At 73.5% G+C, this 22,802-nt stretch carries 16 protein-coding genes; 5 read left to right on the top strand and 11 right to left on the bottom strand.

Features of this window, described 5'->3' with window-relative positions:
- Positions 1-117 precede the first annotated feature (117 nt).
- A complete protein-coding gene (locus OOT42_RS12770; protein ID WP_337251871.1) occupies positions 118-2,220 on the bottom strand; it encodes a carbohydrate-binding module family 20 domain-containing protein in 2,103 nt (700 codons plus the stop codon).
- A gap of 260 nt (positions 2,221-2,480) precedes the next feature.
- Here OOT42_RS12770 and OOT42_RS12775 point away from each other — a divergent pair, with 260 nt between their 5' ends.
- Entirely contained in the window at positions 2,481-2,867 is a 387-nt protein-coding gene (locus tag OOT42_RS12775; RefSeq protein ID WP_273651582.1) for a YbjQ family protein, read from the top strand.
- Between the two features lie 12 nt (positions 2,868-2,879).
- On the opposite strand, the gene OOT42_RS12780 is transcribed toward OOT42_RS12775, so the two are convergent.
- From OOT42_RS12780 to OOT42_RS12790, 3 genes are read right to left on the bottom strand one after another with little or no spacing between them, the layout of a single operon-like run.
- Positions 2,880-4,058 (bottom strand): glycoside hydrolase family 3 N-terminal domain-containing protein, encoded by a 1,179-nt coding sequence (locus OOT42_RS12780; protein WP_273651583.1) that lies wholly within the window; start codon positions 4,056-4,058, stop codon positions 2,880-2,882.
- Between the two features lie 44 nt (positions 4,059-4,102).
- Complete coding sequence (locus OOT42_RS12785; protein WP_273651584.1) at positions 4,103-4,981, bottom strand: coenzyme F420-0:L-glutamate ligase; 879 nt, start codon at positions 4,979-4,981, stop codon at positions 4,103-4,105.
- Positions 4,981-5,952 (bottom strand): TIGR03557 family F420-dependent LLM class oxidoreductase, encoded by a 972-nt coding sequence (locus OOT42_RS12790; RefSeq protein WP_423776015.1) that lies wholly within the window; start codon positions 5,950-5,952, stop codon positions 4,981-4,983. The genes OOT42_RS12785 and OOT42_RS12790 overlap by 1 nt, the downstream gene beginning before the upstream one ends.
- A gap of 208 nt (positions 5,953-6,160) precedes the next feature.
- On the opposite strand from OOT42_RS12790, the gene valS reads away from it, so the two are divergent.
- Both valS and OOT42_RS12800 read left to right on the top strand, forming a co-directional pair.
- On the top strand, positions 6,161-8,830 hold the full coding sequence (gene valS, locus OOT42_RS12795) for a valine--tRNA ligase (RefSeq protein WP_273651586.1): 2,670 nt from the start codon (positions 6,161-6,163) through the stop codon (positions 8,828-8,830).
- A 48-nt stretch (positions 8,831-8,878) separates the two neighbouring features.
- A complete protein-coding gene (locus OOT42_RS12800; protein ID WP_273651587.1) occupies positions 8,879-10,696 on the top strand; it encodes an AMP-dependent synthetase/ligase in 1,818 nt (605 codons plus the stop codon).
- A gap of 36 nt (positions 10,697-10,732) precedes the next feature.
- Here OOT42_RS12800 and OOT42_RS12805 read toward each other — a convergent pair whose 3' ends face one another.
- Together OOT42_RS12805 and OOT42_RS12810 are read right to left on the bottom strand one after the other, a co-directional pair.
- Positions 10,733-11,932 (bottom strand): hypothetical protein, encoded by a 1,200-nt coding sequence (locus OOT42_RS12805; protein WP_273651588.1) that lies wholly within the window; start codon positions 11,930-11,932, stop codon positions 10,733-10,735.
- Positions 11,933-12,070: 138 nt separating this feature from the next.
- Positions 12,071-12,397, bottom strand: coding sequence for a chorismate mutase (locus OOT42_RS12810; RefSeq protein ID WP_273651589.1), 327 nt, complete (start codon positions 12,395-12,397; stop codon positions 12,071-12,073).
- Between the two features lie 374 nt (positions 12,398-12,771).
- Here OOT42_RS12810 and OOT42_RS12815 point away from each other — a divergent pair, with 374 nt between their 5' ends.
- Both OOT42_RS12815 and OOT42_RS12820 read left to right on the top strand, forming a co-directional pair.
- Complete coding sequence (locus OOT42_RS12815; RefSeq protein WP_273651590.1) at positions 12,772-13,779, top strand: ABC transporter substrate-binding protein; 1,008 nt, start codon at positions 12,772-12,774, stop codon at positions 13,777-13,779.
- Between the two features lie 79 nt (positions 13,780-13,858).
- On the top strand, positions 13,859-16,576 hold the full coding sequence (locus OOT42_RS12820; RefSeq protein WP_273651591.1) for a cation-translocating P-type ATPase: 2,718 nt from the start codon (positions 13,859-13,861) through the stop codon (positions 16,574-16,576).
- A gap of 96 nt (positions 16,577-16,672) precedes the next feature.
- Here OOT42_RS12820 and clpX read toward each other — a convergent pair whose 3' ends face one another.
- The 5 genes from clpX to OOT42_RS12845 form a co-directional block, all read right to left on the bottom strand.
- Positions 16,673-17,950 (bottom strand): ATP-dependent Clp protease ATP-binding subunit ClpX, encoded by a 1,278-nt coding sequence (gene clpX / locus OOT42_RS12825; protein WP_273651592.1) that lies wholly within the window; start codon positions 17,948-17,950, stop codon positions 16,673-16,675.
- A gap of 236 nt (positions 17,951-18,186) precedes the next feature.
- Positions 18,187-18,894 (bottom strand): ATP-dependent Clp protease proteolytic subunit, encoded by a 708-nt coding sequence (locus tag OOT42_RS12830; protein ID WP_273651593.1) that lies wholly within the window; start codon positions 18,892-18,894, stop codon positions 18,187-18,189.
- A gap of 49 nt (positions 18,895-18,943) precedes the next feature.
- On the bottom strand, positions 18,944-19,561 hold the full coding sequence (locus OOT42_RS12835; protein WP_423775897.1) for an ATP-dependent Clp protease proteolytic subunit: 618 nt from the start codon (positions 19,559-19,561) through the stop codon (positions 18,944-18,946).
- Between the two features lie 240 nt (positions 19,562-19,801).
- Positions 19,802-21,202: a trigger factor gene (tig, locus tag OOT42_RS12840; RefSeq protein WP_273654838.1), complete on the bottom strand. Its 1,401-nt coding sequence runs from the start codon at positions 21,200-21,202 to the stop codon at positions 19,802-19,804.
- A gap of 175 nt (positions 21,203-21,377) precedes the next feature.
- A complete protein-coding gene (locus tag OOT42_RS12845; RefSeq protein WP_273651594.1) occupies positions 21,378-22,718 on the bottom strand; it encodes a glycosyltransferase in 1,341 nt (446 codons plus the stop codon).
- Between the last annotated feature and the right edge of the window lie 84 nt (positions 22,719-22,802).

Consider the following 22,802-nt stretch of genomic DNA (forward strand, 5'->3'; position numbering starts at 1 on the left):
GGCGCCGGCCCGCGTGGGCCTGACGGCGCTCGGCACGTCGTCCGCCCGGGACCTCCGCGCAGGGCCGTCCCGCGAGCGCGCGGCCCGCCCGAGCGAGGGCGGGCCGCGCGTCGTGCGTCAGCGCCAGGTGTCGTTCAGCGTGAGCGTCCCCGACGACGGCACGGTGACCGTGCGGTTCGCCCCGCTCTCCCACGTCACGACGCCCGCGGCGTCCTTGCGGACGTACTTGTACTGGACCGTCGAGCCGGCAGGCAGCGTGACCGACGCCCGCCACACGGGGTAGGCCGCCGACGAGAGCGGCACGGCACGCGCCGGGTCCCAGCCGCCGAGCACGGCCGCGTCGCCGACGACGAACACGTTCTGGCCCCAGGCCGTCGTGGCCTGCACGCCGAACGACACGGCGGCCGTCGACGACGTCGGCGTGGACGTCGGTGTGGGCGTCGGCGTCGGGGTGGTGCCGCACGGGCTGCCCGGCGTGACCACGCCACCCGCGACCCGGACGGCCGCACCGGTGAGCGTGTAGTCCCGCCCGCCGTTGTTGTCCCACGTCCCGGTGCCGTCGGTGAACGCGGCCGTCAGGGCGGCGCCGCCCGTCGACACCTCGCGCGACACCCACCCGCCGCACGCGGGGGTCATCTCGACCCCGGGCACCGCGGTCCAGGCGCCGGAGCCGACGCGGTAGTGGATCCGGTACGCCGACCAGCCGGGCGTCGTGGCGTAGTAGACGGTCGTGGTCGCGGTGGGCTGCCCGCCCGGCCGTCCGACGTGGATCGCGAGCGCGCCGTGCGCCGGCACGGTCGCGGTGAACGTCCCCGACGACGAGACGGTGACGGTCGACGCGCACGTCGCGGACGCGACGACGTCGCAGTACGTGCCCGCGGGCATCGACGTCTGGAACGTGCGGGTGACCGGCTGGTCGTGGTCGTTGAGCGCGACGTACCCGCGGTCGCCGCGGCCGAACCCGACCAGCTGCGAGCCGTCGTCGGTCCACTGCACGAGCGGTGCGCTGCCGACGCTGTTGTGGAAGCCGACCATGCCCTGCACCTCGGTCCACCGCTGCGTGCAGACCCAGCGGCTGTCCGCGCACGACGCGTCGGGCACGCTCGTGGCGCTCGCGCCGGGTGCACCGGCGTCCTTGTCGTCCCACGTGTAGCCGCTGTACACGGACGGCGCGCCGTACGGGTGCGCGAGGAGGAACACGTTCGCGAGCCGGTACTCGGCGCCGCGCTTGTAGCTGAGCGTCTCGCCGTTGCGCTCGGTGTCGTGGTTGTCGACGAACGTCCCGGCGGACGCGGAGGGCAGCAGCCCGTCGGCGATCGTGCGCAGGTTCGCGAGGTTCCCGTCGAACGCGGCCTTGAGCCGTCGGCCGTAGAAGAACTCGTGCGAGTCGCCGCTGCCGAGGTACTCGGACGGCTGGACGGGCTCGCCGCTCGCGCCGATGACCTCGTGCACCCAGAAGACGTCGGGGTTCGTGAGCCGGCTCTTGATCGCGGCGAGGTCGGCGGCGGGGATGTGCTTGGCGGCGTCGATGCGGAAGCCCGCGACGCCGAGGCTGAGCAGGTCGTTCAGGTAGGCCGCGAGCCGGTCCCGCACGTACGCGGAGCCGGTGCGCAGGTCCTGCAGCGAGACCAGGCGGCAGTTCTGCACCTGGTAGCGGTCGCCGTAGTTCGAGATGTTCGACCGGCAGTCGTTGAAGTCCGCCGCGCCGTAGATCCCGGGGAACGAGTCGACGCCGAACGACGACCCGGCGACGCCCGTGCCGCTCGCCCGGTCCGCCCCGGTCGTGTGGTTGAGCACGGCGTCGGCGACGACGCCCACGCCCGCCGCGCGGCAGGTCGCGACCATCGCGCGGAACTCGTCACGTGTGCCGAGCTTCGACTCGATGCGGTAGCTGACGGGCTGGTACGACGTCCACCACTGCGCGCCGGTGACGTGCTCCTGCGGCGGCGACACCTGCACGTACCCGAACCCGGCAGGCCCGATCGTCGAGGTGCACTCGCGCGCGACGGCGTCCCAGGTCCACTGGAAGAGGTTGAGGATGACGTCGCCGCGCCCGTTCGCGGACGGGACGACGGGCTGCGGGACGGGCGGTGCCGCGCCGGTGGGTCCGGCGGCGACGGCCATGCCGGCACCCGCGACGAGGAGCGCGGCGAGGGCGGCGACGGTGCGGCGCAGGCGTGGTCGGACGGCACGCGCGGGCGTGCGGGGGGTGGCGGTCACGGAGGGGCTCCGATCGGGCTCGGCGCACGTCGTCGTGCGCGGTCGTGGCGTGGGCGGGCGGTCCGGACGTCGAGCTGCGCTGCTCGCCGGGTGGGCGTGGCGTCGGACCGGTTCCGGGTCGCGGAACGGCAGCAAACTCTTGCTGCAACTTGCAACAACGCGTTGCGAGCGAACGTACCACCGGGTCAGCGCCGCGGACAGGGGATGAATCCGGGCCGTGGTCCTGCCGCACCGCGGCGCTCGCGTGGCACGATGCGCGCGTGATCGTGGTGACGACGAACGAGATCCCCGGCTACCGCGTGCAGGCCGTCCTCGGCGAGGTCATGGGCCTGACGGTCCGCTCGACGAACATCGGCGGCAGCTTCACCGCGAGCCTGCGCTCGATCGGCGGCGGCGAGATCCCCGAGTACACCAAGATCATGTACGAGAGCCGGCACGAGGTGATGCGCCGCATGGTCGACGAGGCCGCGCAGCGTGGCGCGAACGCGATCGTCGCGATGCGGTTCGACACCGGCTCGGTCGGGCAGTTCAGCGAGGTCTGCGTCTACGGCACGGCCGTGGTCGCCGAGCCGATCCCGGCGGGCGAGGCGGGCGCCACCGCCCAGTCCGCGCACGTCGCCGCCGGTCAGGCGTCCCCGACCGCCTGACGTGCACGCGGCTCACGACGCCGGCGGCCACGCCCCCTTGGCCCGCAGCACCCGCTCCGCGGACGCCCGCACCTGCGCGGCGAACACGTCGTCGTCACGCGCCCGCTCGACGACCGCCTCCACCATCTCGTGCGCGACGTCCGGCACCTTCGACACCAGGACGAGGTCGACGCCCGCCTCGATCGCGCGGACGGCACGCTCCCCGGGCTCGACGTCCGCCACCTGCTCCGCACCCGACAGGTCGTCCGTGACGACGACCCCGTCGAAGCCCAGGTCACCACGCAGCAGGTCGGTGACGACGGTCGACGAGAACGCGGCCGGCACGTCGGGGTCGATCCGCTCGTAGACCGCGGTCGAGACCATGACGTACCGCGCACCGGCCTCGATGCCGTCGCGGAACACCCCGACCGCGGCGTCGTCGCGCGTCGTCACGGTGTCGGTCACGTCGGCGGTCGTGTCGGGGTTGGCGTCGACGCGCCCGAGCCCCGGGAAGTGCTTGATCGCCGTCTCGACACCCGCGTCGCGCATCCCCGCGGAGAACGCCTCGGCGTGGCTCGTGACGCTCTGCGGCGTGAAGCCGTACGCACGGTCCAGCGCACCGACCGGTGGGTTGTCCGCGGGGTCGCCGTCGACGAGGTCCATGACGGGCGCGAGGTCGAGGTCGACCCCGACCGCGGCGAGCTCGGCACCCCACGTCGCGGCCTGCACGCGGAGGTTCGCCGGGTCGGTCGACGCCTGGTCGAGCGCCGACGGGATCGCCGAGAATCCCGGACCCTGCAGGACCTGGACCCGGCCGCCCTCCTGGTCCGTGGCGACCAGCAGCGGCGCCCGTCCCGCGCGCGCGGTGAACGAGTCGACGAGCGCGCGCACGGGTGCGGCACCGTCACGCGTCCGCCCGTGCAGGAACAGGTTGCCGACATGGTCGTCGACGACGGCGTCGGTGCTGACCTGCGCCGGCGACGTCACGTCGACGCCGACCATGAACACCTGCCCCACCTGCTCCTCGAGCGTCCACCCGGCCCACGGGTCGGCGGACGCCGAGGGTGTCGGCGACGACGACGGCGTCCGGGTGCCCGTCGCGACCGGCGACGCGTCGCCCGAGCCCTCGACCGGACTGCGCAGCGCCGCCCACAGCGCGACACCACCCCCGGCCAGCAGCACGACGGCGATCCCCGCGACCCAGGGCGCCACCCGACGGGGTCCCGGGCGGGCGTGCTCGGGCGTCACCCGACGTGTCACTGCGCGCTGCCGCCCGGCGCGCCCGGGACGTCACCGCCACGGACGCCCGGGACGTCGTCGTCGCCACGCTCGCCCGGGACGTCGTCGCCGAGCGCGTCCTTCCAGCCCTGCGCGTACGCCTCGGCGCTGCCGAGCCGGAACATGTCGTCGTCACCCACGCGCACGAGCACCCGTGCACCGGGCCCGTCGTCGGTCGTCACGGAGTGCGCGAGCCCCCGCACGACGGCGAGCGGCCGGCCGCTCGCCTTGCCCTTGACGAGCTCCGCCGCCGCGGCGATCTCGTCGGCGACCGCCGTCACGGTCATGGTCAAGGACCGTCCGAACGAGTCGACCTGACCGCGCAGGTCCTCGAGCACCGCGACGCCCGCCGCGCCGATCGCAAGGTCCGCGACGCCCTGCCGCCACGGCCGCCCGGCGGTGTCCGACACGACCACCCCGACCGTCACCCCGAACGCGCCCGTGACGGCCGCGCGCACCGCCCGCGCCGACGCGTCCGGGTCGACCGGCAGCAGCAGCACCGTGCCCTCGGGGGTGTTGCTCGCGTCGACCCCCGCGGCCGCCATCACCAGGCCGAGCCGGTTCTCGACGATCCGCGTGACCCCCGCCGCGTGCTCGCGCGTCGCGACGACGCGCACCGTCTCGTCGGTGATCGCCTGCTCGCGGTCGGTCGCGGCGACGACGCGCCCCTCGGCCTTCGACACGACCTTGCTGGTGAGCACGAGCACGTCCCCGTCGGCGACCGCACGGTCCGGGCGGGCCGCGGCGTCCGCACGCAGCAGGTCGACGAGCAGCGCCGGCAGGTCGTCGCCCGGCCGCACCTCGCCGAGCCCGTCGGGCGCCCAGACCCGCAGCTCGTCCGTCGGCCCCGTCGGCATCAGCGCACCAGCTTCGGCAGCACGTCGGCCCCGAAGACCTCGATCCACTCGCGCTGGTTGCGGCCCACGTTGTGCAGGTAGACCCGGTCGAAGCCGAGGTCGACGTACTTCTGGATCTCGGCGCGGTGCACGTCGGGGTCGGACGAGATGACCATGCGGCCCTCGAAGTCCTCGGGGCGCACGAGCCGGGCCATCTGCTCGAAGTCGAACGGCGACCGGATGTCGGCCTTGGGGAACTTCATGCCGCCGTTGGGCCACTCGCGCATCGCGTTGGCCAGGGCCTCCTCGTCGGTGGGCGCCCAGGACATGTGCAGCTGCAGCACCTTGGGCATCGCGTCGGCGTCCCGCCCGGCCTCCCGCGCACCCTCCTCGAACTTGCCGAACAGGCCGCTGATCTTCTCCAGCGGCGCACCGACGGTGATGAGGCCGTCGGCGTGCTTGCCGGCGCGCTTGGCGGTGACGGGACCGGCCGTGGCGACGAGGATCTCGGGCGCCTCCTCCGGCATGGTCCACAGGCGCGTCGACTCGAGCTTGTAGAACTGCCCCGCGTGCTTGACGTCGCGGCCCGCGAGCGACGCGGTGAAGAGCTTCTTGATGATGTCGATGGCCTCGAACATACGGTTGATCCGCTCAGGCGCCTCGGGCCAGTACTCGGCGATGATGTGCTCGTTGAGCGCCTCGCCGGACCCGAGACCCAGCCAGTGCCGGCCCGGGTACATCGCCGCGAGCGTCGCCGACGCCTGCGCGACCATCGCCGGGTGCCACCGGAACGTCGGCGCCGTCACGCCGGGCCCGAAGTCGCCGCGCGTGCGCTCGCCGACCGCCGTCAGCACGTTCCACACGAACGAGGACTGCCCCTGCGCGGGCACCCACGGCTGGAAGTGGTCGGCCGCCATCACCCCGGAGAAGCCGTGCTCCTCCGCGTACGCCGAGAGCGCCACCGCCTCCGTGGGGTGGAACTGCTCCAGCATCGCCGCGTAGCCGACCGTCAGACCGTTCGCCGTCACACCGCTCACCCGCGTCGCTCTCCCTCGTCGTGCCGGGCGGCCCGCCTCGTGCGGGTGGCCCTCCGGCGACACTAACCCCGCCATGTGTCGCGCGTGTTCCCCCGCGCACAGGCGGGCCGGGCTGTGGAAACCCGCACGGGACGCGGTCGCGGATCTGGGAGGATGTGTGCCCATGAGCGACCTGAACCCGACCGCCCCCTCGACGACCCCTGGCACCACGGGCACGCGGGCGGTACCGGACAAGGTCTCGCTCGACGGGCTGGAGGACCGCTGGGACGCCGCGTGGACGGCCCAGGGCCTCTACGCGTTCGACCGCTCGCGGACGCGCGAGGAGATCTACTCGATCGACACCCCGCCCCCGACGGTCTCCGGCTCGCTGCACGTGGGCCACGTGTTCTCGTACACGCACACCGACGTCGTCGCGCGCTTCCGCCGCATGCGCGGGCGCGAGGTGTTCTACCCGATGGGCTGGGACGACAACGGCCTGCCGACCGAGCGCCGCGTGCAGAACTACTTCGGCGTGCGCTGCGACCCGTCGCTCCCCTACGTCGAGGGCTTCGTGCCGCCGCACGAGGGGACCGACGGCAAGCCCGTCAAGCCCGCGGACCAGGTGCCCGTGAGCCGCCGCAACTTCGTCGAGCTGTGCGAGCGCCTGACGGCCGACGACGAGCGCCAGTTCGAGGCGCTCTGGCGTCACCTGGGCCTCTCGGTCGACTGGTCGATGACCTACCAGACGGTGTCCGCGGAGGCCCGCGCGGTCGCGCAGCAGGCGTTCCTGCGCAACCTCGCGCGCGGCGAGGCGTACCAGGCCGAGGCCCCGGGCCTGTGGGACGTGACGTTCCAGACGGCGGTCGCGCAGGCCGAGCTCGAGGCCCGCGACTACCCGGGCGCGTTCCACCGCGTGGCCTTCCACCGTGCTGGTGCGGCTGACGCCGCCGAGCCCGTCTACATCGAGACCACGCGCCCGGAGCTGCTGCCCGCGTGCGTCGCGCTCATCGCGCACCCCGACGACGAGCGCTACCAGCACCTGTTCGGCACGACGGTGACGTCGCCGCTCTTCGGCGTCGAGCTGCCCGTCCTCGCGCACCCCGCCGCCGAGCCCGACAAGGGCGCGGGCATCGCGATGTGCTGCACGTTCGGCGACCTGACCGACGTGCAGTGGTGGCGCGAGCTCCAGCTCCCCACGCGCTCCGTCGTGGGCCGCGACGGCCGGATCGTCCGGGAGACACCGGAGTGGCTGACGACCGCCGAGGGCCGCGCCGCGTTCGACGAGCTCGCGGGCAAGACGACGTTCTCCGCGCGGGAGGCCGTCGTCAACGGGCTGCGCGCGTCGGGCGACCTCGACGGCGAGCCGCAGGCGACGCAGCGCAAGGCGAACTTCTACGAGAAGGGCGACAAGCCCCTCGAGATCGTCACGAGCCGCCAGTGGTACATCCGCAACGGCGGCCGCGACGCCGACCTGCGCGAGGGCCTCCTCGCGCGCGGTGCCGAGCTCGACTTCCACCCGGACTTCATGCGCGTGCGCTACGAGAACTGGGTCGGCGGCCTCAACGGCGACTGGCTCATCTCGCGGCAGCGGTTCTTCGGCGTCCCGTTCCCGGTCTGGTACCGGCTCGACGAGAACGGCGATCCCGACTACGACGCGCCGCTGCTGCCGTCCGAGGACCAGCTCCCGATCGACCCGTCGTCCGACGTGCCCGCGGGCTACACGGCCGACCAGCGCGGCGTGCCGGGCGGCTTCGTCGGCGACCCGGACGTGATGGACACCTGGGCCACGAGCTCGCTGACCCCGCAGATCGTCGGCGGCTGGCGCACCGACCCCGACCTGTTCGCGCGCGTCTTCCCGATGGACCTGCGCCCGCAGGGCCAGGACATCATCCGGACCTGGCTGTTCTCGACGGTGGTCCGCTCGCACCTGGAGCACGGCACGCTGCCGTGGACGGACGCGGCGATCAGCGGCTGGATCCTGGACCCCGACCGCAAGAAGATGTCGAAGTCCAAGGGCAACGTCGTGACGCCCATGGGCCTGCTGGAGGAGCACGGCTCCGACGCCGTCCGGTACTGGGCGGCGTCCGCGCGGCTCGGCACCGACGCGGCGTTCGAGGTGGGCCAGATGAAGATCGGGCGCCGGCTCGCCATCAAGATCCTCAACGCGTCGAAGTTCGCGCTGTCGTTCGGCACCGCGGAGCTCGACCCGGCGCTGGTGACCGTGACGCTCGACCGCGCGATGCTGGCCGGCCTGGCGGACGTCGTCGAGAAGGCGACGGAGGCGCTCGAGTCGTACGACCACACGCGCGCGCTGGAGCTCTCGGAGACGTTCTTCTGGACGTTCTGCGACGACTACCTCGAGCTCGTGAAGGACCGCGCGTACGGCGCGGGCGCCGAGCAGGTGTCGGCCGAGACCGCGTCCGCCCGGGCGGCGCTCGGCATCGCGCTCGACACGATGCTGCGCCTGTTCGCACCGGTCCTGCCGTTCGCGACCGAGGAGGTCTGGTCGTGGTGGCGCGAGGGCTCCGTGCACCGCGCGCCGTGGCCGGACGCCGCGCCGCTGCGCTCGGCCGCGGGCGACGCCGACCCGGGCGTGGTCGCCGCCGCCGGCGCCGCGCTCGCCGCGCTGCGCAAGGTGAAGTCCGAGGCCAAGGTGTCGATGCGCACCGAGATCACCGCGGTCACGCTCGCGGTCCCGGCGGCGCTCCGCGCCGGCGTCGACGTCGCGTTGGACGACGTGCGGGCCGCGGGCCGTGCGGTCGGCGCGCTCGACGTCGTCGAGCAGGACGGTGAGCAGGTCGTCGCGCGCGACGCCGTGCTCGCCGACCCCCAGCCCAAGGCCGCGCAGGTCTGACCCGCTCGACCACCACCGCGACCAGCGACCACCGACAGGAGCGCCGACGTGCGCGAGTTCTCCTCCCCCAGCCCGGTCGACCTCGACCCGCGCGCCAACATCCCGGGCCTGCTCGCGCAGCGGCTCGCCCGGGACCCGGACGGCGTGCTCATCGAGCGGTCCACGGGCCTGGGCGGCACATGGGCGCCCGTGACGGTCCGGGCGTTCGCGGCCGAGGTGCGGGCCGTCGCCAAGGGTCTCGTCGCGCGCGGGCTCGAGCCCGGCGACCGCGTCGCGCTCATGTCACGGACCCGCTACGAGTGGACGCTGCTCGACTTCGCGATCTGGGCCGCGGGCGGCGTCGGCGTCCCCGTCTACGAGACGTCGTCACCCGAGCAGGTGCGGTGGATCGCCGCCGACACCGGCGCGCGCATCGCGCTCGTCGAGACCGCGGCGCACGCGAGCGTCGTGGGGCAGGTCCGCGACGACCTGCCGGGGCTCGCGCACGTGCTCGTCATCGACGAGGGCGCGGTCGACGGGCTCGTCGCCGAGGGCGCCGACGTGCCGGACGCGGAGATCGAGCGCCGCTCCACGCTGGCCGGTGCGGACGACCTCGCCACGGTCATCTACACGTCGGGCACGACCGGCCGCCCCAAGGGCGTCGAGCTGACGCACGGCAACTTCGTCGCCCACACGCTCAACGGCGCATCGGGGCTCGCCGAGGTCTGCGCGCAGCCGCACTCCCGCACGCTGCTGTTCATGCCGCTCGCGCACGTCTTCGCGCGGTACATCGAGGTGCTGTGCATCCCGTCGGGCGCGGTGCTCGGCCACACGCCCGACACGCGCAACCTGCTGCCCGACCTCGCCGCGTTCCAGCCGACGTTCGTGCTGGCCGTGCCCCGCGTGTTCGAGAAGGTCTACAACTCGGCGGAGCAGAAGGCCGGCGGCGGCACGAAGCTCCGCCTGTTCCGCTGGGCCGCGAAGGTCGCGATCACGTACTCGCGCGCGCTCGACACCCCGGCCGGGCCGTCCGCGGCCCTGAAGGCCCAGCACCGCCTCGCGGGCTCCCTGGTGCACACCAAGCTGCGCGCCGCGCTCGGCGGCAGGGCGGAGTGGGCGATCTCCGGGGGCGCGCCCCTCGGCGAGCGGCTCGGGCACTTCTACCGCGGGATCGGCGTGCGCGTGCTCGAGGGCTACGGGCTGACGGAGACGACCGCGCCGACCACCGTGAACCGCCCGGGACTGACGAAGGTCGGCTCGGTCGGGCCCGCGTTCCCCGGCACGTCGGTGCGCGTCGACGACGAGGGCGGCATCTGGATCTCCGGCCCGCACGTATTCCGCGGCTATCGGCACAACGCCGATGCCACCGCGGAGGCGCTGGTCGACGGCTGGTTCCGCACCGGTGACCTGGGCACGCTCGACGACGACGGCTACCTGCGCATCACGGGCCGCACCAAGGAGATCATCGTGACCGCGGGCGGCAAGAACGTCGCCCCCGCCGTCCTCGAGGACCGGCTGCGCGGCCACCCGATCGTCAGCCAGGTCGTCGTCGTCGGCGACCAGCGCCCGTTCATCGGCGCGCTCGTGACGCTCGACCCCGAGATGCTGCCGGGCTGGCTCTCGAACCACGGCCTGCCGCCCATGGACACCGTCACCGCCGGCTCGGACCCCCGCGTGCTCGAGGCGCTGGACCGGGCCGTCGAGCGCGCCAACGAGGCCGTGTCGCGCGCGGAGTCGATCCGCAAGATCCGCGTCCTGCCGACGGACCTGACCGAGGCGAACGGCTACCTGACGCCGTCGCTCAAGGTGAAGCGCGCGCTCGTGCTCAAGGACTTCGCCGCGGACATCGACGCGCTGTACGTCGACACGCGCGAGCACGGCGCCTGAGAGCCTCGACCGCCGCGACGCGACGGCGTCGCGTCGTCAGACCACGTTGCGGAGCCTGCGCTGGTCCGCCGACTGCGTGGGCACGGACTCGCTCGGCGTCGACCCGTCCGACCACCGGAGCACCGCACCGATCCCGTCGACGAGCTCCGCGCTGCCGTCCTCCGCGAACGTGACGCCCGCGTCCTGACCGAGCGCGGCCCGCAGGAGCGCGACGCCGGCGGGGAGCTTGCGACGTGCGTCCGCGGCCACCCCGAGCGCGTCGAGGTCGCCGCTGCTCGTGCCGAGCTGCAGCGGCTCGGGGCCGACCCACAGCTCCTTGTCGGCGAGCCCGCCGGACAGCGTCGACTCGTGCAGGACGAGCTCGTCCACCTGCCCACGACGCAGCACCTCGATGACGTCGACCAGCGCGGTCACGGCCCCGCCGCCCCGACCCTGTCCCTCGCGGAACCGCGACAGCACGGCCTCGCGACGCCGGTTGCGGAACGAGTCGAGCGCGTCCGCGACCTTCGCCGCGAAGGCGTCGCGCTTCACGCCCTCACCGCGCGCCCCGCCGGGCACCTCGACGAGCACCGACCGCACGTGCTGGTCCACCTCGTCCCGCACGAGCGCCACGGCGCGCACGTCGCCCGTGAGGACGACGAGGTCGGGCGACCGCTCCGCCACGCGCCGCGCGAGCACCGCCGCGACCGCCTCCGCGTTGCGCTCCCAGGAGTCCTCGGCACGCGTCTGCGTCCGTCGCGACAGCGCACCGTCCTTCACCTTGTGCACGTCGTCGTGCCCGCCCTCGACGTGCTCGACCTCGTCGGCGTCACCGGTGCGGGCGCTCTCGCCGGTGTGCCAGGTGAGGTCCGCGCCGTTGCGGTCGACCTCGACGAGCACGTGATGCACGACCTCTTCGGCCGCCCGGACGGCGGGGAGCAGGGCGGGGGCCGGGCCGAACACGGCGCTGGCCTGAGCCGGAGGCTCGGAGAGCACGCGGTCGACGCGCACGCCCTCCGCGTCGGCGACGATGACACGCCCGTGCGGGCCCTTCACGCCGGTCGGCACGGCGAACCGCTCGCCGATCTCGTCCAGCACGGCCGCGGGAGCACCCTCGCGCTCGAGCGTCCGGCGGACGGCCTTCCAGCGGTCGGCCGCCTCGGCCTCCCCCGCGACGTCGGCGCGCGTCACGTCCAGGTAGACGGTCGTGAACGGCTCCGGGCGCCCGAGGAGGGGCTTCAGCCAGTGCAGGTCCATGCAGCACCTCGTGAGTGGGTCGGCGGTCCCCGGCGACCGCGGGCGCAGCGGACCCGCGCGTCGTGCCGGGGCTGACGTTCCTACCCTCGTCCGGATGCGCGCGCAGCGCCACCCCGGACGACCCGCGGGCGGCGCGCGTCAGGCCTGCTGCGCGCGCTCGGCGGCGTGGTCCTGGGCGATCGCCTCGTGGTGGCGGATGACCTCCTCGACGATGAACGCGAGGAACTTCTCGGCGAACACCGGGTCGAGGTCGGCCTGGTGCGCGAGGTCCCGCAGGCGGGCGACCTGCTGCTCCTCGCGGCCCGGGTCCGACGGCGGCAGCCCGCGCTCGGCCTTGAGCACCCCGACCTGCTGCGTCGCCTTGAACCGCTCGGCGAGCAGGTAGACGAGCGCCGCGTCGATGTTGTCGATGCTGTGGCGCAGCCGCGCCAGCTCGGTCGGGATCGGTGCCGGCAGGTCGCTCACGGTCGCGATCCTAGGCGCACGGTCCCGGTCGGCGCCGGGCGGTCCGCGGTGACCAGCACCTGGGACGACTTGCGGCTTTCGTCCGTTTCGCCGCTACCGTCGCGCGACCGACCGGTGCAGGGGGATGCGATGGGTGGGGCGGCGATGCCGCGCGCGCGAGCGGTGCTCGTGGTGCGCGGAGCAGTGGTCGGAGCGGGCGCTGGGCGCGCCGCTCCGGCGACGCCCCGCCGACCCGTCGCGGGCGACGTCACGGACGTCACAGCCGGCACGGCACTCCCCCGCCCGGCGCGGTCGACCCGTCGCCCGCCGCCGTGGCGCTCCTGCGCGCGGCCCCGCCGCCGGCCCGTCCGGCCCACCGCACGAAGGAGCACGTCGTGAGCCGACGTCGACCCGTCCTCGCCGCCACCGCCCTCGCCGCCGCCACCCTGCTGGCCGCGTGCGCCGCCGACGACGGCGCAGCGGCCGGCGCCGCGGGCTCCGCGGCCGACACCTCAGCGGCCGTCCGCGTCGCCGACGTGTCGAGCGCGAACCACCTCACGCTCGGCCGCACGTCCGGGCTCGTCGACGACGCGCTCGACGAGGCAGGCCTGGCGGCGGAGTGGTTCGGCCCGTACACCGTCCCGACCGTCGCCTACGACGCGCTGCTGACCGACCGGGCCGACGTGACGACGACCGACGCGTCGCAGCTGCTGTCGTGGGCGGCCGAGGACCGTGACGTCGTCGCGTTCGCGCTGGAGACGACGTCGGGTGACGACCAAGGCGTGGTCGTCGGCGCGAACGTCCCGGTCTCCGGCGTGGCGGACCTGCGCGGCCTGACGGTCGCGGTCGGGCCGACGCCCGGGGGCGTCGGCGACTACGTGCTCGCGAAGGCGCTCGCGACCGTCGGTCTGACGAGCGACGACGTGCAGCGGGTCTACCTGAGCGAGTCGGACGCGACGGCCGAGTTCGTCGCCGGCACGGTCGACGCGTGGGCGACGGAGGACCAGTACTTCGCGACCGCGCAGAGCCTGCCCGGCGCGGTCGTCGTGGCGCGCGGCGACCAGGTCGGGTCGAACGACGCGACGGTGCACGTCGTCTCGCGCGCCTTCGCGCACGAGCACCCGGAGGTCGTCCGGGCCCTGTACGACGGCCTGGTCGCGCAGGCGGCCGCGGTGCACGAGAAGCCGTCCGCCGTGACCGACCTGTACTCGCGCGCCGGGGCACCCGGGGACGCGATCAAGGTGATCGGCACCTTCGACGTGCCGGACGTCGCTCCGCTGGACGACGCCGGCGTCGAGCGGCTGCGGGCGTTCGCGGACGACCTGGTCCGGCTCGGGTTCCTCGGTGTGGAGCCGCACATGGCGCACGTGGCGTACGACGTGACGGCGGGGTCGGGCTCGTGATCCGGCGGCGCTGACCTGCGCCCGGGCGGAGGTTCGTGCCACGATGCGAAGCACCGGCCACCACGCCTGAGGTGAGGACATGAGCCTGGCGCCCACCGTGCCCGACCAGCGACCGTACGCCCAGGAGCCGGGCGAGGTGCTCGCCTCGCTCGGCACCGACGCGCGGGGTCTGACCGCGTCCGACGCCGCACGACGTCTCGCGGAGACGGGGCCGAACCGGCTGCCGGAGCCCGCACGCGCCCACCCGGTCGTGCGGTTCCTCGGGCACTTCGACGACGTCCTCATCTACATCCTGCTCGCCGCTGCGGTCCTCAAGGCGTTCCTCGGCGACTGGGTCGACTTCACCGTCATCCTGTTCGTCGCCGTCGCGAACGCCGTCGTGGGGTTCCTCCAGGAGGGCCAGGCGGAGCGCGCCCTCGACGGGATCCGCACGATGCTGTCGCTCGAGGCGACCGCGCTGCGCGACGGTCAGTGGTCGACGGTCACCGCCGAGAGCCTCGTGCCGGGTGACGTGGTGCGCGTGCGGTCGGGCGACAAGGTGCCGGCGGACGCGCGCCTGCTGGAGGAGACGAACCTCCAGGTCGACGAGTCGGCGCTGACGGGCGAGTCGGTCCCGGCGGTCAAGGACGTGACAGCCGTCGGCGCGGACGCGGGCGTCGGGGACCGGTCGAGCATGCTGTTCAGCGGGACGATCGTCGCCGCGGGCACCGCGACGGCCGTGGTGACGGCCACCGGCGGCAGCACCGAGATCGGCCGCATCCAGGCGCTCGTCGCGGACGTCGACCACCTGGACACGCCGCTCAAGCAGCAGCTCAACCGGCTCGGGACGCTGCTGTCGCGCGGCATCCTCGTGATGGCCGCGCTCATGCTCGTGATCGGCCGCGTCATCCACGATTGGGACCCGCCGGAGCTCATCTCGGCCGCCATCGGCTTCGCCGTCGCCGCCGTGCCGGAGGGTCTGCCGGCGCTCGTGACGATCACGCTCGCCCTCGGCGTGCAGCAGATGGCCCGCCGCAACGCGATCACGCGCAAGCTGCCCGCGGTCGAGGTCCTGGGGTCGGTGACGACGATCTGCTCGGACAAGACCGGCACGCTGACGAAGAACGAGATGACGGCCCGCACGGTAGTGACCGCACAGCACGCCTACGACGTCGAGGGCCTCGGGTACGAGCCGACGGGGCGTGTCACCCGCGACGGCGCCGCCGCGGCGCTGGCCGACCACCCCGACCTGCGCGCGCTCGTCGAGGCCGCGGCGCTGTGCAACGACGCGCGGGTCGTGGCGGACGACGCCGGGCACTGGCGCGTCGTCGGTCAGCCCACCGAGGGGGCGCTGACGACGCTCGCGCTCAAGACCGGTGCGGAGGTCGGCGGTGCGACGCGCGTCGCCGAGGTGCCGTTCGAGTCGGCGAACAAGCTCTCCGCGACGCTCGACCGTCTACCGGGCGACGGACCGGGCGACGACCTGCTCCGGGTGCACGTCCTCGGCGCTCCTGACCGGCTGCTCGACCGGTCGACCGCGCAGCGCGGACCCGACGGCCGGCCCGAGCCACTCGACGTCGCCCGGTGGGAGGCGACCGTCGACGCGCTCGGCGCGCAGGGTCTGCGCGTGCTGGCCGCGGCGGTCCGTCCCGCCGACCCCGGGGCGTCGGCGCTGGAGCTCGACGACCTGCACGACCTCGTCCTGCTCGGCGTCGTCGGCATCGTCGACCCGCCGCGGCCCGAGGCCGTCGCGGCGATCGCCGAGTGCCACCGCGCCGGCATCGGCGTCAAGATGATCACGGGCGACCACGCGGGCACCGCCGTCGCGATCGCCCGCGAGCTGGGCATCGTGCGGCCCGGCGAGGACGTCCAGGCGCTGACGGGCGCCGAGCTCGAGGCGATGAGCCAGGAGGAGCTGCGCGTGCACGTCCGCGACGTCGACGTCTACGCGCGCACGAGCCCCGAGCACAAGATCCGCATCGTGCGCGCGCTGCAGTCGCACCGCGAGGTCGTCGCGATGACCGGCGACGGCGTCAACGACGCGCCCGCGCTGACCCGCGCCGACGTCGGCATCGCGATGGGCATCAAGGGCACCGAGGCCACCAAGGAGGCGGCCGAGATCGTCCTCGCCGACGACAATTTCGCCACGATCGAGCGGGCCGTCGAGGAGGGGCGGCGGATCTACGACAACATCCGCAAGTCCGTCGTCTTCCTGCTGCCGACCAACGGCGCGCAGTCGCTCGTCATCCTCGTCGCCGTCCTGTTCGGCCTGGCGCTGCCCCTGACGCCGGTGCAGATCCTCTGGGTCAACCTCGTCACCGCGGTCACGCTGTCGCTCGCGCTCGCGTACGAGCCCGCCGAGGCCGGGATCATGGACCGCCCGCCGCGCTCACCGGCGGAGTCCGTCCTGTCGGGACGCTCGCTCGTCCTCGTGGTGTGCGCGTCGCTGCTCATCGGCGGCGCGACCCTCGCCGTGTACCTGCTGGAGAAGAACCTCGGCGCGGACGACGGCGTCGCGCAGACCAGCGCGGTCACGATGCTCGCGCTCGGGCAGGTCGCGTTCCTCTTCTCGTGCCGGTTCCTGCACGCGTCGAGCCTCACGCCGCGCGTGCTCGTCGGGAACCGCGTCGTGTGGATCGCGGTCGGCGCGCTGCTCGCACTGCAGGTCGTGTTCGTCTACGCGCCGTTCATGCACGACTGGTTCGACTCGGCGCCGATCCGGCCGCGCGACTGGGCCCTGACGGCGGCGATCGCGGTCGTCGTGCTCGTCCTCGTCGAGGTGGTCAAGGCCGTGAGCCGCCGCCCGACGCGCCGCTGACAGGCCACCGCCCCGGGCCCGTCGTGCGCCCGTGCACGACCGAGCCCCCGGCGGGACGACCGCCGGGGGCTCGGGTGGACCGTGTCGGGTCGGTGCTCAGGCGCTCTTCTCGCGGGGCGTCCGCTTGTCGCGCGGCTCCTCGCGCGGCACGAGCGTCGGGTTGACGTTCTCCAGCACGACGTCCTGCGTGATGACGACCCGGGCGACGTCGTCGCGGCTCGGCACCTCGAACATCACCTGCTGGAGGACCTCCTCCATGATGGCCCGCAGGCCGCGCGCACCGGTGCCGCGCATGAGCGCCTGGTCGGCGATCGCGGCGACCGCGTCGTCCTCGAACTCGAGCTCGACGCCGTCGATCTCGAACATCCGCTGGTACTGCTTGACGAGCGCGTTGCGCGGCTCGGACAGGATTCGCACGAGCGCGCTCTGGTCGAGCCGCGAGACGGCCGCGACGACCGGGAGACGCCCGATGAACTCGGGGATCAGCCCGTACTTCTGCAGGTCCTCGGGACGGACCTCGGCGAACAGGTCGCCCTCGTCGTGCGACTCGAGCAGCGGGGCGCCGAAGCCGACGACACGCTTGCGGGCGCGCGCGGCGATGATGTCGTCCAGGCCGGAGAACGCGCCCGCCACGATGAACAGGACGTTCGTCGTGTCGATCTGGATGAACTCCTGGTGCGGGTGCTTGCGGCCGCCCTGCGGCGGGACCGAGGCCGTCGTGCCCTCGATGATCTTCAGCAGCGCCTGCTGCACGCCCTCGCCGGAGACGTCGCGCGTGATCGACGGGTTCTCGCTCTTGCGGGCGATCTTGTCGATCTCGTCGATGTAGATGATCCCCTGCTCGGCCTTCTTGACGTCGTAGTCGGCGGCCTGGATGAGCTTGAGGAGGATGTTCTCGACGTCCTCGCCGACGTACCCGGCCTCGGTCAGCGCCGTGGCGTCCGCGATCGCGAACGGCACGTTGAGCATGCGGGCCAGCGTCTGCGCGAGGTACGTCTTGCCGGTGCCCGTCGGGCCGACCAGCAGGATGTTCGACTTGGCGATCTCGACGTGGTCGTCCGAGCTGCGCCCGAGCTCACCGGCCTGGACGCGCTTGTAGTGGTTGTACACGGAGACCGACAGCGCCCGCTTCGCGGACTCCTGGCCGATGATGTACTGCTCGAGGAAGTCGAAGATCTCCTTCGGCTTCGGCAGCTCGACCATGCCGACCTCGGTGGCCTCGGCGAGCTCTTCCTCGATGATCTCGTTGCACAGCTCGATGCACTCGTCGCAGATGTACACGCCGGGGCCCGCGATGAGCTTCTTGACCTGCTTCTGGGACTTCCCGCAGAACGAGCACTTGAGGAGATCGGCTCCGTCCCCGATTCGAGCCACGCGTGTCCCCTTCCTCCGTGTCCGCCCTCCGCCCGTCGGGCGGTGCGTCGTCCCCGTCGCACCCGCGGGTGCGACGTCCTCCCATTGCACACCACCGGGGGCCCGATGTCAGCCGAACCCCGCCGTGGCGCGCGGCGTGTCCCTCGGACGGTCGTCCGGAATGTCGGACCGTCGGGACCTGCGTCCCGCGCCCGGACGCCGCCGGACCGGGTGGTCGCGGCGGCGTCCGTGAGGCGTCAGGTCGTCGTCGGCTGCACCACCGTGGGGTGCGCGCCCTTGCGGCTCGCGAGCACCTGGTCGACGATCCCGTACTCCAGCGCCTGCTGCGCGGTGAGGATCTTGTCGCGCTCGATGTCCTTGCGGACGAGCTCGATGTCGCGGCCGGTGTGGTGCGCGATCGTCTCCTCGAGCCACTCGCGCATGCGGATGAGCTCGTTGGCGTGGATCTCGATGTCGGACGCCTGCGCGTAGCCGCCACCCTCCATCGCGGGCTGGTGGATCAGCACGCGCGCGTTCGGCAGCGCGAGTCGCTTGCCGGGCGAGCCCGCCGCGAGCAGCACGGCCGCCGCCGACGCCGCCTGCCCGAGGCAGACCGTCACGAGCTGCGGCTTGATGTACTGCATCGTGTCGTAGATCGCCGTGAGGGCCGTGAACGAGCCGCCGGGCGAGTTGATGTACAGCGTGATGTCGCGGTCCGGGTCCGTGCTCTCGAGCACGAGCAGCTGGGCCATGACGTCGTCGGCGGACGCGTCGTCCACCTGCACACCGAGGAAGATGATCCGGTCCTCGAACAGCTTGGTGTAGGGGTCCTGGCGCTTGAACCCGTAGGCCGTGCGCTCCTCGAACTGCGGCAGCACGTAGCGGCCGACGGGCCCCTGCGGGGCCTGGCCGCCCGGACCGGCGAGCCGGCCCGCACGGGCGATGAACTGGGACTCGATGCTCACGAGGGTCTCCTCAGAAGGTCGCGGAAGGGTCGTCGGGTCGGGGCGCCGCTCAGGCGGTGCCGCCGCCGCCCGTGACGGACCCGGCCGTCTCGACGACGTGGTCGATGAAGCCGTACTCGAGGGCCTCGGGCGCCGTGAACCAGCGGTCGCGGTCCGCGTCGGAGTTGATCTGCTCCACGGTCTTGCCGGTCTGCTCGGCCGTCAGCTCGGCGAGCACCGTCTTCATGTGGAGGATCAGCTGCGCGTTGATCCGCACGTCCGTCGCGGTGCCGCCGATGCCGCCCGAGGGCTGGTGCATCATGACGCGCGCGTGCGGCGTGGCGTAGCGCTTGCCCTTCGCGCCCGACGAGAGCAGGAACTGCCCCATCGACGCGGCCATGCCCATCGCGATCGTCGCGACGTCGGGCTGGATGTACTGCATGGTGTCGTAGATCGCCATGCCCGCCGTGATCGAGCCACCCGGCGAGTTGATGTACAGCCAGATGTCCTTCTCGGGGTCCTCGGCGGCCAGGAGCATCATCTGCGCGCAGATCGCGTTCGCGTTCTCGTCGCGGACCTCGGAGCCCAGCCAGATGATGCGCTCGCGGAGCAGTCGGTTGTAGATGGAGTCGTTGAGGCCGAGACCCGGGGAGTCTGCCCGGGCCATCGCCGGCACCTGCACGTTCACGAAGGCTCCTTCGTCTGGCGTTCGCGTCCTTCGACGCACTGTCCTGCGGGTGGTGCTGCACCGGGCCGTCGGGACGTCCCCTCCCGGCCGTGCGCTGCTGCGACCCTAACGCGCACGAGGCGCCGGTCAGGGCCCCCCGGCCGGGGGTTTCGCTGTCGGCGCAGCCCTGACGCCGAGGGCCCCGCACCGACCTGCGGTGCGGGGCCCTCGACGGGTGCGTCCGGTCGCCCGGACGGCGGATCAGGCCTTGGCGTCCTCGACCTCGACGGGCGCGTCCGCGAGCCCCGAGATGTCGGTCGCGGCGTCGGTCGTCGCACCGGTCGCGACCTGCTCGGCGGCGTCGGCCGCGGCGTCCTCCTCGTCCGTGCCGATGAACTCCGACAGGTCGACGGCCGTGCCGGCGTTGTCGGTGACCGCCACGCGGCGCAGCGCGACCGCGAGGGCCTTCGAGCGCGCGACCTCGGCGACCATGGCCGGGATCTGACCCTGCTGGTCGACGGTCTGGATGAACGTGTTCGGGTCCATGCCGTACTGGCGCGACGCGCTCACGAGGTAGTCGAGCAGCTCCTGCTGGCTGATCTTGATCTCGAGCTGCTCGGCGAGCGTGTCGAGGAGGATCTGGTTGCGCAGCGCGGTCGTCGCCTGCTCGCCGACCTCGGCACGGTGCTCGTCGTCCTCCAGGCGGCCCTCGCCCTCGAGGTGACGGTGCACCTCGGCGTCGACGACGCCCTGCGGGACGGGGATCTCGGTGCCCTCGAGGAGCTTCTCGAGCAGCAGGTCGCGCGCCTGGACGGCCTGGTTCGACGCCTTGATGCGCGACGCCTGCTCGCGCAGGTCGGCCGTGAGCTCGTCGAGCGTGTCGAACTCGGAGGCGAGCTGCGCGAAGTCGTCGTCCGCGTCGGGGAGCTGGCGCTCCTTGACGTTCGTCGCGGTGACGGAGACCTGCGCCTCCTCGCCCGCGTGCTCGCCGCCCGCGAGCGACGTGACGAACGTCGTCGTCTCGCCCGCCGACAGGCCGGTGAGCGCCTCGTCGAGACCCTCGAGCATGTTGCCCGAGCCGATCTGGTAGCTCACGCCGGAGACCGAGTCGACCTCGTCGCCGTTGATCGTGGCGGTGAGGTCGAGCACGACGAAGTCGCCCTCGGCGGCCGGGCGGTCGACGCCGACCAGCGTGCCGAAGCGCTCGCGCAGCGCGTCGAGGCGGCCCTGCACGTCCTCGTCGGAGACCTCGACGTCGTCGACCGTGAGCGTCAGGCCGTCGAGCGCCGGGACCGTGATCTCGGGGCGGACCTCGACCTCGGCGGTGAAGTGCAGCTCGCCCTCGTCCTCGCCGGCGACGAGGCCCGGGACCTTGGTGACCTCGACCTCGGGCTGACCGAGCGGGCGCAGCTTGTTCTCGCGGACGGCCTCGGCGTAGAAGCCGGACAGGCCCTCGTTGACGGCGTGCTCGATGACGGCCGGACGGCCGACGCGCTGGTCGATGATGCGCGGGGGCACCTTGCCCTTGCGGAAGCCCGGCACGTTGACCTGCTCGGCGATGTGCTTGTACGCGTGCTCGATGCTCGGCTTGAGCTCGTCGTACGTCACCTCGACGGTCAGCTTGACCTTGGTGGGCTCCAGGGTCTCGACGGCGCTCTTCACTTCGATGGTCTCCAACTGATTCGGGTGGGTACCGGCGAGTGCGGCGCCGGACGGTTCGGGCGGCGCTGCCTGACGGCACGCGCACGCGACCCTCGATGGTACGCCACCGCGACGAGCCGCCGCCAAAGCCGCCCGCCGTCACCGGCCCGCCACGGGCCGCCGCGGCGGGCTGTGCTCAGGCCGCCGCCGGCGCCCCCGTCGCCGTCGCGCGCTCCCCCGCCAGACCCTCGACGACCTCGACGACGCGCCCGACGGCGTCGTACCGCGCGTACTCCGCGGCGAGCTCCCGCGCACGCTCCGCGAACGACCCGTCGGCGAGCACGCGCCGCACGCCGTCGGCGACCGCCCGTGACGTCGTCACGTCGGTCGTCGGGTCGGTCGGCAGCGCGACCCCCACCCCGGCCCACGTGACGCGCGCCGCGACCTCCGCCTTGTCCTCGGTGCGACCGGCGACGACGAGCGGGACGCCGGCCGCGAGCGCCTGCTGCACGCCGCCGAACCCGCCGTTGGTCACCATGACGTCGACGAGCGGGAGCAGGTGCTCGAACGGCACGAACCGCGCGGCGCGCACGTTCGGCGGCAGGTGACGGGGCAGCACCTCGTCGGGCTCCGCGGTGCCGGTGGTGAGGACGACGAGCGCGCGCGTGCCCGTGAGCGCCTCGAGCGCCGGGTAGAGCAACCGCTCCGGGTCGGTCGCGACGGTGCCCTGCGTGACGAGCACGACGGGCCGCCCGGCGGCCTTGGCGGCGAGGACGTCGCCCCACCACGCCGGCGGCTCGAACAGGTCGACGCCCCGCGGCAGCACCGCCCCGACCGTCTCGACGTTCCCGGGGAGGTCGCTGCGGGGGTACTCCAGCGACGGCACGGACAGGTGCAGGACGCGGGTCGCGAACGTCGGCATCCAGTTGAGGAAGAACCCGTCGGGGCGCTCGACGCCCGCGTCGTCGACGAGCGCGAGCGCCGCCCGCTGCGCGTCCTTGAACACGACTCTCGTGATGAACGTGCCGAGCAGGCGGTACCGCAGCGCCTGCAGGCCGGTGCGCGGCGGCTGCAGGCCGGTGCCGAAAGGCGCGGTGTCGCGGCTCGACACGGGCAGCGGCGTGACGGTGAGCTGCACGGACGGGATGCCGTGGCGCCGGGCGAGCAGCGCGCCCGCGATGCCGGTCGTGTCGGTCACGACGACGTCCGGACGCCATCCCGCGACGACAGCCTCCAGGTCCGCGAGGTCGCCCGGCACCGGGCCGAGGAAGTGGTGCAGCACGTCCCACTGCAGCCGCCTCACGCCGGGCTCCGGGGCGCCGTGCGCGACCGACCACGCGTCGAGCTCGGCGTCGTCCAGGTCCCGCCCGTGCACGACCGGTGCGACCCGCGCCCCCGTCGCCGCGACCGCGCGCGCGTACTTCGTGCCCGTGTGGACGACGACGTCGTGGCCCGCGTCGACGAGCGCGCGCACGACCGGCAGCGCCGGACGGACGTGGCCGGTGATCGGCGTGAGGGAGAACAGGATCCTGCTCATGCGAGCGCTCCGGGGGTGCGGCGTCGGCCGGGATCTCCGGCCTGCCGACTCAGGGGCCGCCCGGCGCTCCCCTGATACCCACGC

Source organism: Cellulomonas fimi, assembly GCF_028583725.1.
Taxonomy (GTDB): domain Bacteria; phylum Actinomycetota; class Actinomycetes; order Actinomycetales; family Cellulomonadaceae; genus Cellulomonas; species Cellulomonas fimi_B.